Raw genomic sequence first — 15,365 nt, forward strand, 5'->3', positions numbered from 1 at the left:
CGAGGGGGACCCTCTTCGGCTAGCCGCGCATCACCGGTGTGGCCCGTCTGGCAACGGACGGGCCTTGCCGTACCGGGGGCCGATTGCGGAGGATGCCGGGTGGGGACCGGGGCCCCCGTGCCGGCATCGGCAGGGGCGGACCGCTACCCGGAGCTATAACAGGAGACAGCGATGTCCCAACCGGCTCAGCAGTCCTTGGAGACTCAGGAGCCCGAGACTCCGCATCTCGATTTCGCGGGCACGACGCCGTACGAGGACTACGTCAGGGCGGACGTGCTCACCCATCTCCAGCACACCCTCTCCGACGATCCCGGAGAGATGGTCTTCCTGGTCACGACCCAGGTCATGGAGCTGTGGTTCACCGTCATCGTCCATGAGTGGGAGACGGCCGCGGCCGCCCTGCGCGGCGACGACGTACCGACCGCGATCGCCGCGCTGAAGCGTTCCGTACGGGAACTGGAGGCTCTCAACGCCTCCTGGAAGCCCCTCGGCCAGCTCACCCCGGCGCAGTTCAACTCGTACCGCTCCGCCCTCGGCGAGGGCTCCGGCTTCCAGTCGGCGATGTACCGGCGCCTGGAGTTCCTGCTCGGCGAGAAGTCCGCGTCCATGCTCGTACCGCACCGTGGCGCCCCCCGCGCGCACGCGGAGCTGGAGAAGGCGCTGCACGAGCCGAGCCTGTACGACGAGGTGCTGCGGCTGCTGGCCCGGCGCGGGCATCCGGTCCCCGGGTCCGTCCTGCACCGGGACGTCTCGCAGCGCTACGAGCCCTCCGACGCGGTCGAGCAGGCCTGGACGGCGATCTACTCCGGCGACGAGGACGCCGAACTGGCCCGGCTGGGCGAGGCGTTGACCGACGTGGCCGAACTGGTCTGGCGCTGGCGCAACGACCACCTGGTGGCCACCCGCCGCGCGATGGGCGCCAAGCCCGGCACGGGCGGCTCGGCCGGCGTGGCCTGGCTGGAGAAGCGCGCCCGCAAGAACGTGTTCCCGGAGCTGTGGACGGCGAGGTCCCATGTCTGAGCTGGCTCTGGAGGCAGAGAAGCTGGACGCGGCGGACGAGCTCGCCCCGCTGCGTTCCCGTTTCGTCCTGGACGATGTGATCTACCTGGACGGCAACTCGCTCGGCGCGCTCCCGGCGAACGTCCCGGACCGGGTGGCCGACGTGGTCCGCCGCCAGTGGGGCGAACTGCGCATCCGCTCCTGGGAGGAGAGCGGCTGGTGGACCGCGCCGGAGCGGATCGGCGACCGGATCGCCCCGCTGGTCGGCGCGGCGGCCGGGCAGATCGTCGTGGGCGACTCCACAAGTATCAATGTTTTCAAGGCACTTGTGGCTGCCGTACGGATGGCGGGCGAGGACCGCACCGAGATCCTGGTGGACGCCACCACCTTCCCCACCGACGGTTACATCGCCGAGTCGGCGGCCCGCCTGACCGGGCGTACCCTGCGGGCGGTGAAGCCGGCCGAGGTGCCGGGGGAGTTGAGCGGCCGTACGGCGGCGGTCCTGCTCAACCACGTCGACTACCGCACGGGCCGCCTGCACGACCTGCCGTCCCTCACGGCGGCGATCCACGCCGCCGGCGCGCTCGCGGTCTGGGACCTGTGCCACAGCGCGGGCGCGCTGGAGGTGGGCCTGGACGCGCACGGGGTCGACCTGGCGGTCGGCTGTACCTACAAGTACCTGAACGGCGGCCCGGGTTCGCCGGCGTACCTGTACGTCCGTCGCGATCTCCAGTCCCGCTTCGACTCCCCGCTGCCCGGTTGGAACTCGCACACCGACCCCTTCGGCATGAGCCCTTCGTACACCGCGGCGCCGGGCGCCCTGCGCGGCCGTGTGGGCACCCCGGACATCCTGTCCATGCTGGCCCTGGAGGCGGCCTTGGACGTGTGGGACGACGTGTCCGTCTCCACCGTCCGCGCCAAGTCCCTCGCGCTGACGGACTTCTTCCTGCGGTGCGTGCGGGCGTACACCGAGCCGGGGCGGGTGGAGTCCGTGACCCCGGAACGGCACGAGGAACGCGGCAGCCAGGTCGCCCTGCGCTGCGGTGACGCGGGCGAGGTGATGAAACGCCTGATCGCCCGGGGTGTCGTGGGCGACTTCCGGCACCCCGACGTCCTCCGCTTCGGCTTCACCCCGCTGTACGTCGGCTTCGGCGAGGCGGAGCGGGCGGCGCGGATCCTGGGCGAGGAACTGGCGTAGGAGAGGGGCGGGGCCTGGGGCTTGGCTGGGCCGGGCTGGGCCTGGGGGGCGTACGGGGAGGGGCGCCTTCTCCCCAGGCCTCCCGGGCCTCCCAGGCCTTTCCCTACAGAACCGTTTATTCCTCACCCTGCGTGACATCCCCATGTCCCCGCATGTCACCGGACTGATACGGTCCCGCCAACGGCGAACGAAAATTCCCCACCTGGTCCACCAGGCGCCAAAGAGGTTCCATCGCTGAGAGGTTGGAGCATGCCGGACGACGCCGCAGCAGCCCGCGCCGCCGCCGAAGAGGAGTCGGCCTTCTCGCACCCGCCGGTCGACCCCGACGTCACCTCCGCGTACGGCAGCCATCCCGACCAGGTGATCGACTTCTACGCCCCCCGGACCGCCGCGGACTCCCCGGCCCCGCTGGTCGTGGTCCTGCACGGCGGCGCCTGGCGCGCCCGCTACGACCGCCGCCACATAACTCCCTTCGCGGACTATCTGGCCCGCCGGGGCTTCGCCGTGGCCAACGTCGAGTACCGGCGCGGCGGTGACCTGCTGATCCCCGAGCAGAACAGGGGTGACGGCGGCGACGCCGCTCCTCCGGCCGGCCGCTGGCCCGACACCTTCGACGACATCGCCGCCGCCCTGGACGCGCTGCCCGTTCTGGCCCGGGAGGCGCTCCCACAGGCCGACCTCCGCCGCACGGTGGTGACGGGCCACTCGGCCGGCGGCCACCTCGCCCTGTGGGCGGCGGCCCGCCACCTCCTGCCCCCGGACAGCGGTTGGCGCACCGACAGCCCGGCCTCCCTGCGGGGTGTCGTGGCCCTCGCCCCGATCGCGGACTTCGAGGTGGCGGAGAAGCTGGACGTCTGCGGCAACGCGAGCCTGCAACTCCTCGGCGGATACGACACCTTCGGCGAGCGCCGCCCCTACGCCGACCCCGTCCTGCTCCTCCCGACGGGTATCGCGACGACGCTCGTCCAGGGCCGTACGGACCTGGTGGTGCCGCAGGCGGTGGCCGAGTCGTACGCGGACGCGGCGGCGAAGGCCGGCGAGGTGGTGGGCCTGACCCTGCTGGAGGACGTCGGTCACTTCCCGCTCATCGACCCGGCGGCGGACGCGTGCGCGGTGGTGGCCGAGGAGATCGCGCAACTGGCTTGGTAGCAGGGGCGGTACGCCGCCCACCCCTGCGGGTCGGCCCCGGTCATACCCGTAGTACCTGAGAGCTACCCCGCAGAACAGCTCCCCGGCGGGACGCCGACGACTCCCCCCGATCCATAACTTCCTTGTCAGACAAGCCCGATGGCCGGGCAATCTGAAAGGAAGCCCGCCCATGGGGGACACCCACGAGACCACACACCCACAGCCGCCGACGGCGCCTCCGCCCCACGAGGGCCGCCCGCAGGAACCGACGTACGGTGCCTCCCCCTCCGCGGACTGGCAGCTGCCCACGGGGTCGGACACCCTGCCCACGACCCCGCAGCCGCCGACGGCGCTTCCGCCCCACGAGAGCCGCCCGCACCCGACGACGAAACTGTCACGGGTGGTGCCGGTGGGAACCCGAATCCCGCCGAAGGCGCCCCGCGCCCGCACCCGGAAGTGGCGCCGCACCCTCCTCGCCGCCCTCCTCACCGCAGCCATAGCCGCCCCCCTCTCCGGCGCCGCCCGCCCCCAGGTCCCCGCACCGGCACCCGCCACCCTCCCCCCGCTCACGGCGACGACCCTCCAGACGACCTACGCCGCCAACCGAGCCGACGCCACCCGCGCCGCCGACATGGCCGCGGCGCACGGCGACACCCACCGCGCCGCCGCCGACCGCACCCTGGCCGCCCCGTCCCGCCACCTCCTCAGCTTCGACGGCCGAGGCGCCGGCCAAGCCACGGAGGTGCTCGGCGACCTGGCCCACGCCGACGACATCGCCGTTCTGGTGCCCGGCTCGGACACCTCCCTGGACACCTACGCCCGCTTCCACAAGGCGGCCGCGGCCCTGTACGCCAACCTCACCCACCGCACGCCCCGAGGCACCCGCACCGCGGTCGTCGCCTGGCTCGGCTACGAGACACCGGCCACCGTCAGCACCACGGTGATCACGGCGACCCGCGCCAAGGAAGCCGCCCCTCGCCTGCGCGCCTTCGTACGCCGGCTGCGCGCCGCGACGAAACCGCAGGCGCACCTGTCCCTGCTGTGCCACTCCTACGGCACGGTCGTCTGCGGCCTTGTCGCCCGAGGCCTGGACGCCGACGACATCGTCCTGGTCGGCAGCCCCGGCACCGGCGCCGACTCCGTCGCGGCCCTGCACACCCGCGCAAGGGTCTGGGCGGCCCGCGGCAGCGAGGACTGGATCGCGGATGTGCCGCACGCCGGCGCCACCTTCTTCGGCACCACCGTCGGCTTCGGCACCGACCCGGTCTCCCACGCCTTCGGCGCCCGGGTCTTCGACGCGGGCGACGCCGACCACAGCGGCTACTTCACCCCGGGCTCGGCCTCCCTCGCCAACCTGGCCCGGATCACCCTCGGCGACCCCCCGGAGGCGCCCCATGCCTGACGCAGACACATCCCGCATCCCCCACTCCACGACGGCCTCCGGCACGGTTTCCCCTGCGTCGCGGCTCACTGCGGCCCTCCGCACGATCCCGCCGAAGCCGCCCCTCACCCTCCTCCGATCCGCCCGCAACCTCGAAGCCCTCACCCCCGCCTCCCGCGACCGTGCCGTGGACGCCCTGCGAGCCATCGCGATCCTCGGCGTCGTCCTCGGCCACTGGCTGGTGACCGCACTCGTGGTCGGCGACGGCGGCCTGCACACCACGAGCCCGCTGCAGCACATGCCCTGGCTGGCCCCGATCTCCTGGCTGTTCCAGACCCTGGCCGTGTTCTTCCTGGTCGGCGGCCATGTGGCGACCCGAAGCCTCGCCACCGCCCGGGACAGAGGCGAGACCTACGGCTCCTGGCTGCGCGCCCGCCTGACCCGCCTCCTGCGCCCGGTTGCCGCACTCCTGTGCCTGTGGGCGGTGGCCGCCACGGCTCTCCTCCTCACCGGCACCCCGCTCGCCACGATCGAGGCACTGCTCAAGCTCGCCCTGTCACCGCTGTGGTTCCTGCTGGTCTTCGCCGGCCTGACGGCCGCCACCCCGCTCCTCACCCGCCTCAACCCGCTCTGGCCCCTCGCTGTCGTCCTGCACGTGGACCTGATCCGCTTCGGCCTGCACACCGGCCCGTCCTGGCTCGGCTGGCTGAACCTCCCGGCGGGCTGGCTGGTCCCCTACACCCTGGGCGCGGCCTGGACCCGGGGCGAGCTGGACAGCCGCCGGGCGGCCCGGATCCTGTTCCTCGGCGGTACGGCGGCCACGGCCGTCCTCGTCGGCTGCGCCGGCTACCCGGCGTCCATGGTCGGCGTCCCCGGCGCGAGGATCTCCAACCTCGACCCCCCGACCCTGGCGGCCGTCACCTTCGGCCTGGCCCAGTGCGGTCTCGCTCTCCTCCTGCGCGACCGGCTGCGCCGCGCGATGACCCGCCCGCTGCTCTGGGCGGCGGTGGCCCTGGTCAACCTCTCCGCGATGACGATCTACCTGTGGCACCAGACGGCCATGATGGCCACGACGGCCACGGGCCTCCTGGCCGGCCGGCTGCCCGGCCTGCACAGCGCGCCGGACTCTGTGCTCTGGGTGCCGTACCGCCTCGCCTGGCTTCCGGTCTTCGCCCTGACCCTCGCCCTGTGCTGGACGGCCTTCCGCCACCACGAACAGGGCCCCCGCCGACCCCGGAACCGCAGGTCCCATGTGGTCCGCCGCCATCTCCCCCCAGCGAAGTAGCCACGCAATGCCTAGTGTTGACCTCGTGACGCCCGCGGCCGCCGACGGTAAGAACCCCCAGGGGACACCCGCACCCGAGAACCGACCCGCCACCGACAGCCCGTCCACCGCCAGGACCACTCCGCGCCGCCTTCGGACCTGGCTCGGCGAGAATCCCTCGCCGAACTCACCCCCCTTCTCCCGGCACCGCTGGATCCGCCTGCTCACCTACCTGCTCGTCGGCTACCTCGCCCTGGGCATCGCCCTCGGCGGCGGCGAGGAGCTGACCAACAGCTACGGCTTCACCACGGCCGTGGCGTTCTTCAGCACGTTCCTCCAGGCCGCCGCCGTCGTCCTGGCCCTCTGGCGGCCGGTGTCCGCGTGGGCCCTGTCCCTGGCCGCCGCCCTCGCCACCGCGCTGCTGGCCCGCCAGCAGATGACGGCGCCGCTGCTTCGGCTGTCCAGCCCCGGCTGGCCCTGGGCCACGCCCGTCCTGCTGGCCCACATGGCCGTCCTGGTGCTCCTCGCCCTGCGCGTCCGGTTCCGCGGGACGGTCGCCGCGCTCGTGACGAGCGCATTGGTGACCGCCGTCGTGGAGGGCGGCCTGGGAGCGACGCGCTACTCCCCGACAGGCACGGTGGCCGTCGGCCTGTTCGCGATCGCCGCCGTCATCGGCGCGGCCCTGCGCAGCCGTAGCGAGGCCCGTAAGGAACTGGTCGAGCAGACGACGATCACCGCAGAGGAACGGGCCCGGCGCACACTCCTGGAGGAGCGCAGCCGTATAGCCCGCGAACTGCACGACGTGGTCGCGCACCACATGTCGGTGATCTCGATCCAGGCCCAGGTGGCCCCCCACCTGGTGGAGAACCCCTCCGAGGAGCTCAAGGAGAACCTCGCCGGCATCCGCAACAACGCCCTGGAGGCCCTGACCGAGCTGCGCCGGGTCCTCGGGGTGCTGCGGTCGGAGGGCCCGGACGACCCGGAGGCCGTCGAGCAGACCCACCGGCTGTCCGCCCCCGGCACCGGCCCGGCCCCCGACGCCCCGCAGCCGAACCTCGCCCGCCTGGACGCCCTGATGGAGAACACCAGGGCGGCCGGCCTGGACGTGGTCAAGACGGTGGAGGGCGAGCCTCGCGGCTATCCGCCGGGCGTGGAGCTGTCGGCGTACCGGATCGTCCAGGAGGCCCTGAGCAACGTCCTGCGGCACGCCCCGGGCGCGAAGGTCGACGTGGTGGTCGTCCACCACCCCCACGGGATCTGCCTGGACATCACCAACTCCCGGCCCAGCCGTGCGGCCCCGCCGTCCCCGGGCAGCGGGCACGGTCTGCTCGGCATGCGGGAGCGGGCGGCCATGCTGGGCGGGCACGTCGTCGCGACGGGGGAGCGGGGAGGCGGCTTCCGGGTGACCGCGTTCCTGCCGCGTGACGGCACCCCGGTGCCGATCGGCCTCGCCCTGCCCGCCGTGTTCCGGCGGCAGCTGCCACCCGGCTCCACCCCTGACCCGTACCCGCACGAGCCCCCGACAGGAGAACAGCACCCATGACGAGCGGCGCCGGTCCCATCCGTGTACTCATCGCCGACGACCAGGAGATGGTCCGGCAGGGTTTCGGCGTGCTGCTCAGCGCCCAGCCCGGCATCGAGGTGGTCGGACAGGCGGTGGACGGTCTGGACGCGATCGTGCGGACCGCCGAACTGGCCCCGGACGTGGTGCTGATGGACATCCGGATGCCCGAGCTCGGCGGCATCGAGGCGACCCGCCGGATCACCGCGGAGCATCCCGCCATCAAGGTGCTGGTGCTGACCACGTTCGACCTGGACGAGTACGTGTACGAGGCACTGCGGGCCGGGGCCTCCGGTTTTCTGCTCAAGGACGCCTCCGCGGACAAGCTGGCCGAGGCGGTCCGGGTGGTGGCCGCGGGCGACGCGCTCCTCGCGCCCGCTGTCACCCGCCGTCTCATCGCCGAGTTCTCCCGTCTGGACGGCAGCCCCCGGGCCCCGCTCAAGCAGCGCGTCGGCGATCTCACCGAGCGGGAGACGGAGGTGCTGGCCCTGATCGCGCAGGGCCTGTCGAACGCGGAGATCGCCGAGCGGCTGGTCGTCGCCGAGCAGACCGTGAAGACGCACGTGAGCCGGATCCTGGTGAAGCTGGGCCTGCGCGACCGCACCCAGGCGGCGGTCTTCGCGTATGAGTCGGGCGTGGTCCGCCCCGGCGGCCGCTGACACCCGCAAGGGGCGACCCGTAGTACCTGAGACGGACGCCCGAGAACCAGTCTCCAAGGTGACGACCGTGCCCCGCCGCCCGCCTACCGTTTCGTACGTGACCCAGACGACGCACACGCAGACGACACCGCCGGGCCCGGCCGGCCGGCCGCGCAGCCCGGAGTTCCGGCTGGCCGCGGACGCTTTGCGAGGGCTGCGGCAGGACCTGTTCCAGGACGCCTTCGCCTACGACCCGCTGCCCCGCCGGAGCGCCGACGGCGCGCTCAGCCGCCGTGTGTCCGGCGCGGGCTGGCTGCCGCATGTGGTGGTGGCCGCGCTGGGCGTGGTGGCGATGACCCTGAGCATGGCGGGCTCCTTCGAGTCCGGGCCGGCCGCCCTGCTGTGCGGGCTGCTGGCGCTGGGGCCGGTGCTGCTGACGCTGGCGCGTCCGGTGGGGGCGTTCTGGTTCTCGCTGGGCGCGAGCATGGTCGCCGCCGTGATCGGCCGGAGTGAGTTCAGCGACTGGCCCTGGCTGCCGGGCAGTTTCCTGTCCCACCTGGTGGTGCTCACGGTCGTCGCGCTGCGCACCCGCCCGCGCACCGCGGCCTCGATGTGGGTGATGACCGCGGTCTACGGCTTCGTCACAGGAGGCCTCTTCGGCTGGCACCGCTACGACACCAATGTCACCCCGATGCTGCTCGTGTCGGCCCTGCTCCTGCTGGCCGTCTCGGTCCGGCACATCCGCCGCCAGGCGCAGCAGGAGGTGACCGCCCAGCAGACGGTGACCGAGCACGAGCGCTCCCGCCGCACCCTGCTGGAGGAGCGCACGACGATCGCCCGTGAGCTGCACGACGTGGTCGCCCACCACATGTCGGTGGTCGCCATCCAGGCGGAGGCCGCGCCCTACCGGGTGGAGAACCCGCCGGAGGAGCTGGAGAAGGCGTTCGCCACCATCCGGGAGAACGCGGTGGCGGCCCTGACCGAGCTGCGCCGGGTCCTCGGGGTCGTGCGCGCGGAGGACTACGAGGCGCCGGACGCCCCCCAGCCGACCCTGGCCGACCTCGACGGGCTGCTCGCCAATGTGCGGGAGGCCGGCCTGACGGTGGAGAAGGCGGTGACCGGTGCGGTGCGGGAACTGCCGCAGGGCGTGGAGCTGTCGGCGTACCGGATCGTCCAGGAGGCCCTCAGCAACACCCTGCGGCACGCACCGGGAGCGAGCGCCCGCGTGGAGATCGGCTATGTCCTCGGCGGCCTGGGCCTGCGCATAGTCAACGCTCCGCCGCCCGTGCCACACCTCGTGAAACCCTCTCCGGGCGCGGGGCACGGCATCACGGGCATGCGGGAGCGTGTGTCGATGCTGAACGGCGAGATGACGACGGGCCCGTCGCCGGACGGGGGCTATGAGGTGACGGTGTTCCTGCCGGTGCCGGCGGCCGTCGTGAGCGAAGGGGACGCATGACCATCCGCGTACTGATCGCGGACGACCAGATGATGGTCCGCGAGGGCTTCTCCGTCCTGCTGAACGCGATGCCGGACATCGAGGTCGTCGGCGAGGCCGTCAACGGAAGGGAGGCGGTGGACCGGGTCCGCGAACTCGCCCCGGACGTCGTCCTGATGGACATCCGCATGCCGGAGCTGAACGGCATCGAGGCCACCCGGGAGATCGTGGCGGCGGACGCGGCGGCGAAGGTGCTGGTCCTGACGACCTTCGACCTGGACGAGTATGTGTACCAGGCCCTGCGCGCGGGAGCCTCCGGCTTCCTCCTGAAGGACGCCTCCGCCCGCCAACTGGCCGACGGAGTGCGGGTGGTGGCCGCGGGCGAGGCCCTCCTGGCTCCCTCGGTCACCAAGCGACTGCTCACGGAGTTCTCCCGCCTCTCGGACCCCCCGCGCCTGGCCCCGTCGGCCCACGCGGCCTACGGCGACCTCACCGAACGCGAGACGGAGGTCCTGATCCTGATCGCCCAGGGCCTGTCCAACGTGGAGATCGCCGAGCGCCTGGTGGTGGCGGAGTCGACGATCAAGACCCATGTGAGCCGCATCCTGGTCAAACTCGGCCTCAGAGACCGCACCCAGGCCGCGGTGTTCGCCTACGAGGCGCGGCTGGTGACACCGGGCTGACGGAGAGGCACCGGGGCGTACGCGGCGAGCGGACGTGACGGCCCAGCGAGGGGCCGTGCAGGGAGCCCCCTGGTCAGACCTCGGCCCGGCGGGTTAGCGTCCCCGCATGGCAGGCCCTGACGACCTCGGTTTCGATCCCTGGGACCCGGCGTTTCTCGCCGACCCGTATCCGGCCTACGCCGAGCTGCGCGCACGCGGCCGGGCGATCCGGTACGAGCCGACCGACCAGTGGCTGGTCCCGCACCACGCGGATGTCTCGGCGCTGCTGCGGGACCGTCGGCTGGGGCGGACGTATCAGCACCGGTTCTCGCACGAGGAGTTCGGGCGGACCCCGCCCACGCCGGAGCACGAGCCGTTCCACACCCTCAACGACCACGGCATGCTCGACCTGGAGCCGCCGGACCACACCCGGATCCGGCGCCTGGTGTCGAAGGCGTTCACACCGCGCACGGTGGAGCGGCTGAAGCCGTATGTGCACGGCCTGGCGAACGACCTGGTGGCGGCGCTGGTCCACAACGGCGGCGGTGATCTGCTGACCGACGTGGCCGAGCCGCTGCCGGTGGCGGTGATCGCGGAGATGCTGGGCATCCCCGAGGCGGACCGCGCCCAGCTCCGCCCCTGGTCGGCGGCCATCTGCGGGATGTACGAGCTGAACCCGTCGGAGGAGACCGCGGCGAAGGCGGTCCGGGCCTCGGTGGAGTTCTCGGAGTATCTGCGGTTGCTGATCGCGGCCCGCCGCAAGGAGCCGGGCGAGGATCTCGTCTCCGGCCTGATCGCGGCCCACGACGAGGACGGCGACCGGCTGACCGAGCAGGAGATGATCTCCACGGCGGTCCTGCTGCTCAACGCCGGTCACGAGGCCACGGTCAACGCCACCGTGAACGGCTGGTGGGCGCTGTTCCGCAACCCCGGCCAGCTGGCCGCCCTGCGCGCGGACCACTCCCTGATCCCGTCCGCGATCGAGGAGCTGATGCGCTACGACACCCCGCTCCAGCTCTTCGAACGCTGGGTGCTGGACGACATCGAGATCGACGGCACGGTGATCCCGAGGGGCTCGGAGATCGCCATGCTCTTCGGCTCCGCCAACCACGACCCGGCCGTCTTCACCGACCCCGACCGCCTGGACCTGACCCGCACCGACAACCCGCACATCTCCTTCAGTGCCGGCATCCACTACTGCATCGGCGCTCCACTGGCCCGCATCGAACTGGCCGCCTCGATGACGGCCCTACTGCAGCAGGCCCCCACGCTGACTCTGGCGGCGGAGCCGCGGCGCAAGCCGAACTTCGTGATCCGGGGGCTGGAAGGGCTGAGCGTCGAGATCAGATGATCACCCGTTCGGCTGATCGCAGAGGCGACCCGGCCCGTGCTCGCCGACGGCTCGCCACACTGGCCCTGACCCGAGAGGGGGTGCACCATGACGGTTATGGCAGAGCGCACGTCGCAGACGGCCCAGATGTCCGTGGAGGAGTTCGAGAGGATCGCCGAATTCGCGGCCAAGGAGACCGACGACGCCGTCAGGTTCGAGTTCATCAACGGACGGATCGGGGTCAAGAAGGTGCCCGACGGCGATCACAACACCATCGTGCTGTGGCTGATGCGGCAGTGCATGCAGGCCCGGCCCGACCTGGATCTGTACCAGGGGCAGGGGCTGAGGGTGGAGCAGTACCGCGAGGGCCGGGTCCGTCCGGACGCCGTCCTCGTGCCCGAGGAGCATTTCGCCGGCCACGGGGAGTGGGCCGATCCCAGCGGTGCGCTCCTCGTCCTTGAGGTCACCTCCTACGATTCGGACACCGACCGGCGTGACCGTCAGGAGAAGCCCGTCGCCTATGGTGCGGCGGGTATCCCGTTCTATCTCCTGGTCGACCGGGACGACTGCACGGTCACTCTGTTCAGCGATCCGGACAGGGGCGTCGGCTATCGCACCACCCACAAGGAGGCCTTCGGCGCCAAGCTGCTGGTCCCTCAGCCCCTCGGTATCGAGCTCGATACCGAGAAGCTGAAGCAGTACGTCGACTGACGTTCAGGCGGCCATGTCCCGCCGCCGCAATCCGGCCAGCCCCGTCCCCGCCAGCACCGCAGCCACCCCCAGCAGCACCCCCACCGGCCCCCACTCCATCCCCCCACCCGGCAGCTTCGGCAGATGCCCGAACGGGGACAGGCCCAGCACCGCCCGCGGCGCGTTCAGCGCGGGTCCGATCCAGCCGATCAGCAGTACCGCACCGGCGACACCCCACGCCGCGACCGCGCCCCGTGGCAGCACGCCGAACAGCAGGACCGCGACCCCGCCGATCACCCATACCGCGGCCACCTGGAGCAGGCACGCCCCCAGCACCGGGCCGCTCTGCTTGCCGTAGCCGACGGCGAAGCCCAGGCCGGCCAGGAGCATCAGCAGGGCCGAGCCGCCGAAGGCGATGATCAGATGGCCGGCGGCCCAGCGCAGCCGGCCCACGGCCGCGGCCAGCACCGGTTCGGCCCGGCCGGAGGTCTCCTCGCCGCTCAGCCGCAGCACGGAGGAGACGACGTAGAGCGCGGCGACCAGACCGAGCATGCCGACCATCGCGGCGAGGAACGCGTCCGTCAGCCCCGACTGGCCGCCCATGCGCTGGAAGATCTCCCGTGCCTTGGCGTTGTCGCCGACGAGCCTGGCCGCGCCGTCCGTCATCCCGCCGTAGACGACCCCGGCGAGGAAGAAGCCGGTCGACCAGCCGAGCACGCTGCCGCGCTGCAAGCGCCAGGCGAGCGCGCCCGCCGTGCCGAGTCGGCCGGCCGCCGGTCCAGGGCGGGTCGGCAGGAAGCTCATGCCGATGTCCCGGCGCCCGGCCAACTCGTAGGCCACCAAACCCTGAAGGGCGATGGCCGCCGCGAACAGCAGCAGCACCCACCAGCGTTCGGCCGTGAAGGCGCGCAGGTCCTCCAGCCAGCCCAGCGGGGACAGCCAGGTCAGCACCGACGAACCCCCATCCGACGCCGAGTCGCCCGCCCCGCGCAGCACGAACGCCCCGCCCAGCACGGCCGCCGTCAGCCCCCGGGCCAGCCGGGCGCTCTCCGTCAGCTGGGCGACGATCGCCGCCATCGTGGCGAACACCATGCCCACGCCCGCCACCCCGAGCCCGAAGGCCAGCGCACCCGAGGCGCCCTGCCCGGCCAGCCCCGCCACGAGCAGGACGCACAGAGCCGCGTTCGCGACGGCCGCCGTCAGCAGGGCCGACGTGAGCGGGGCCCGGTGCCCCACCGTCCCGGAGGACACCAGCTCCTGCCGCCCGCTCTCCTCCTCGTCCCGGGTGTGCCGCACGACGACGAGCAGGCTCGTCACGGCGGCGAGGGCGCCCGCGTACACCCCGACCCGCCAGGCCGTCAGCGCACCGAGCGAGTCGTCGAAGACGGGTCCGACCATGGCGCGCAGGGAGGTGTTGGTCGCCATCTGGTGCATCAGGTCGGCGCGGGCGGCCGGGGTGCCGTACAGGGTCTTCAGGGTGTTCGGCATGGACAGGACCATCAGCGCGTTCACCGCGACCCAGACCGGGATCAGCACGCGGTCACGGCGCAGGGCGAACCTCAGCAGGGTTCCCGTCCCCGCAAGTTGGCGCCTCATGCCGTCACCTCGTCCGGCTCGTCCTGGTAGTGCCGCAGGAACAGCTCCTCCAGGGTCGGCGGCGTCGAGGTCAGCGAGCGCACGCCGGAGGCGGTCAACGAGCGCAGTACGGCGTCCAGTCGGTCGGTGTCGACCTGGAGCCGGACCCGGTGGCCCTGGACGTCGAGGTGGTGCACGCCGGGCAGGTGGGCCAGCCCGTCGGGCGGCCCGGCGAGTTCGGCGCTCACACTCGTCCGGGTCAGATGCCGCAGGTCGGCCAGCGACCCGCTCTCCACCGTCCGCCCCTTGCGGATGATGCTGACCCGGTCGCAGAGCTCCTCGACTTCGCTGAGGATGTGCGAGGACAGCAGGACCGTACGGCCGCGCTCCCGCTCCTCCTCCACACAGCGCTGGAAGACCTCCTCCATCAGCGGGTCCAGGCCCGAGGTCGGCTCGTCCAGGATCAGCAGGTCCACGTCCGAGGCGAAGGCGGCGACCAGGGCGACCTTCTGCCGGTTGCCCTTGGAGTAGGTGCGGCCCTTCTTGGTCGGGTCCAGCTCGAAGCGGTCGATCAGCTCGGCGCGCCGCCGCTGGTCCAGCCCTCCGCGCAGGCGGCCGTAGAGGTCGATGACCTCGCCGCCGGAGAGGTTGCGCCACAGGGTCACATCACCGGGCACATAGGCGATCCTGCGGTGCACCTCCACCGCGTCCCGCCACGGGTCGCGGCCCAGCACCTGTGCGGCGCCCGCGTCGGCGCGCAGCAGCCCGAGCAGCAGCCGGATCGTGGTCGACTTGCCGGCGCCGTTGGGGCCGAGGAAACCGTGCACCTCACCGGCCTCGACGTCCAGGTCGAGGCCGTCCAGCGCGTGCGTACGGCCGAAGGACTTGTGGAGCCCGGAGACCGTGATTGCCTTCGTCATGGTTACCGAACGTACGCTTCTTTCAGAAATTTGTGAAGTTAAGGAAGTCCATGAATACCGGTTAGGGTGAGGGCATGACGGAGTCGACGACAGGAACGCCGGAGCGGGACCCGGAGTCGGTCTCGCGGTTCGTGGAGCACTTCGCGGCACAGCTGGTCGAGGCGGGCATGCCGCGCATGCCGTCGCGGGTGTTCGGCGCGCTGCTCGCCTCCGACGACGGCACCCTGACCTCCGCCGAGCTGGGCGAGCAGCTCCGGATCAGCCCGGCGGCCGTCTCCGGCGCGGTCCGCTATCTCGCCCAGGTCCACCTGGTCTCCCGCGAACGCGAGCCCGGCTCGCGCCGGGAGCGGTACCGGGTGCACAGCGACCAGTGGTACGAGGCGCTCACCAACCGCGAGGCGATCATCAAGCGCTGGGAGGACGCCCTGCGGGAAGGGGTGTCGAGCCTCGGGGCCGACACCCCCGCGGGACGCCGGCTGGCCGAGACGCTGGACTTCTTCGAGTTCGTGGAGCGGGACGTGGCGGAGATGATGGAACGCTGGCGGGTGTACCGGGAGCGGAAGTACGGCCGCTGAGCCTTC

Annotated in this window: 14 protein-coding genes; 12 read left to right on the plus strand and 2 right to left on the minus strand. The window is 72.3% G+C overall.

Annotated elements, in window-relative coordinates; genetic code table 11:
- Window positions 1–171 precede the first annotated feature (171 nt).
- The 11 genes from ACFYOH_RS10505 (at window position 172) to ACFYOH_RS10555 (ending at window position 12,310) form a co-directional block, all read left to right on the plus strand.
- Window positions 172–1,020, plus strand: coding sequence for a tryptophan 2,3-dioxygenase family protein (locus tag ACFYOH_RS10505; protein ID WP_388623392.1), 849 nt, complete (start codon window positions 172–174; stop codon window positions 1,018–1,020).
- Window positions 1,013–2,197, plus strand: coding sequence for a kynureninase (kynU, locus tag ACFYOH_RS10510; RefSeq protein WP_388623395.1), 1,185 nt, complete (start codon window positions 1,013–1,015; stop codon window positions 2,195–2,197). Before ACFYOH_RS10505 ends, kynU begins: the two co-directional genes overlap by 8 nt.
- Window positions 2,198–2,446: 249 nt before the next feature.
- A complete protein-coding gene (locus ACFYOH_RS10515; protein ID WP_388623398.1) occupies window positions 2,447–3,346 on the plus strand; it encodes an alpha/beta hydrolase in 900 nt (299 codons plus the stop codon).
- Window positions 3,347–3,515: 169 nt separating this feature from the next.
- Complete coding sequence (locus ACFYOH_RS10520) at window positions 3,516–4,727, plus strand: alpha/beta hydrolase (protein ID WP_388623401.1); 1,212 nt, start codon at window positions 3,516–3,518, stop codon at window positions 4,725–4,727.
- Entirely contained in the window at window positions 4,720–5,991 is a 1,272-nt protein-coding gene (locus ACFYOH_RS10525) for an acyltransferase (RefSeq protein WP_388623403.1), read from the plus strand. The genes ACFYOH_RS10520 and ACFYOH_RS10525 overlap by 8 nt, the downstream gene beginning before the upstream one ends.
- Window positions 5,992–6,016: 25 nt before the next feature.
- Window positions 6,017–7,513: a sensor histidine kinase gene (locus ACFYOH_RS10530; protein ID WP_388623406.1), complete on the plus strand. Its 1,497-nt coding sequence runs from the start codon at window positions 6,017–6,019 to the stop codon at window positions 7,511–7,513.
- Window positions 7,510–8,190 (plus strand): response regulator, encoded by a 681-nt coding sequence (locus tag ACFYOH_RS10535; RefSeq protein WP_388623409.1) that lies wholly within the window; start codon window positions 7,510–7,512, stop codon window positions 8,188–8,190. The genes ACFYOH_RS10530 and ACFYOH_RS10535 overlap by 4 nt, the downstream gene beginning before the upstream one ends.
- 97 nt (window positions 8,191–8,287) lie before the next feature.
- Window positions 8,288–9,628: a sensor histidine kinase gene (locus ACFYOH_RS10540; RefSeq protein WP_388623412.1), complete on the plus strand. Its 1,341-nt coding sequence runs from the start codon at window positions 8,288–8,290 to the stop codon at window positions 9,626–9,628.
- A complete protein-coding gene (locus ACFYOH_RS10545; RefSeq protein ID WP_388623415.1) occupies window positions 9,625–10,290 on the plus strand; it encodes a response regulator in 666 nt (221 codons plus the stop codon). Before ACFYOH_RS10540 ends, ACFYOH_RS10545 begins: the two co-directional genes overlap by 4 nt.
- 106 nt (window positions 10,291–10,396) lie before the next feature.
- A complete protein-coding gene (locus tag ACFYOH_RS10550) occupies window positions 10,397–11,620 on the plus strand; it encodes a cytochrome P450 (protein ID WP_388623417.1) in 1,224 nt (407 codons plus the stop codon).
- Between the two features lie 87 nt (window positions 11,621–11,707).
- Entirely contained in the window at window positions 11,708–12,310 is a 603-nt protein-coding gene (locus ACFYOH_RS10555; protein WP_351602484.1) for a Uma2 family endonuclease, read from the plus strand.
- 3 nt (window positions 12,311–12,313) lie between these two features.
- Here the strand turns inward: ACFYOH_RS10555 and ACFYOH_RS10560 are convergent, their stop codons facing one another.
- Window positions 12,314–13,885: an ABC transporter permease gene (locus ACFYOH_RS10560; protein ID WP_388623420.1), complete on the minus strand. Its 1,572-nt coding sequence runs from the start codon at window positions 13,883–13,885 to the stop codon at window positions 12,314–12,316.
- On the minus strand, window positions 13,882–14,784 hold the full coding sequence (locus ACFYOH_RS10565) for an ATP-binding cassette domain-containing protein (protein ID WP_388623422.1): 903 nt from the start codon (window positions 14,782–14,784) through the stop codon (window positions 13,882–13,884). Before ACFYOH_RS10565 ends, ACFYOH_RS10560 begins: the two co-directional genes overlap by 4 nt.
- 74 nt (window positions 14,785–14,858) lie before the next feature.
- On the opposite strand from ACFYOH_RS10565, the gene ACFYOH_RS10570 reads away from it, so the two are divergent.
- On the plus strand, window positions 14,859–15,359 hold the full coding sequence (locus tag ACFYOH_RS10570) for a GbsR/MarR family transcriptional regulator (RefSeq protein WP_388623425.1): 501 nt from the start codon (window positions 14,859–14,861) through the stop codon (window positions 15,357–15,359).
- The last annotated feature ends 6 nt before the right edge of the window (window positions 15,360–15,365 follow it).

It is taken from the genome of Streptomyces sp. NPDC007856 (assembly GCF_042868225.1).
Classification (GTDB): Bacteria; Actinomycetota; Actinomycetes; order Streptomycetales; family Streptomycetaceae; genus Streptomyces.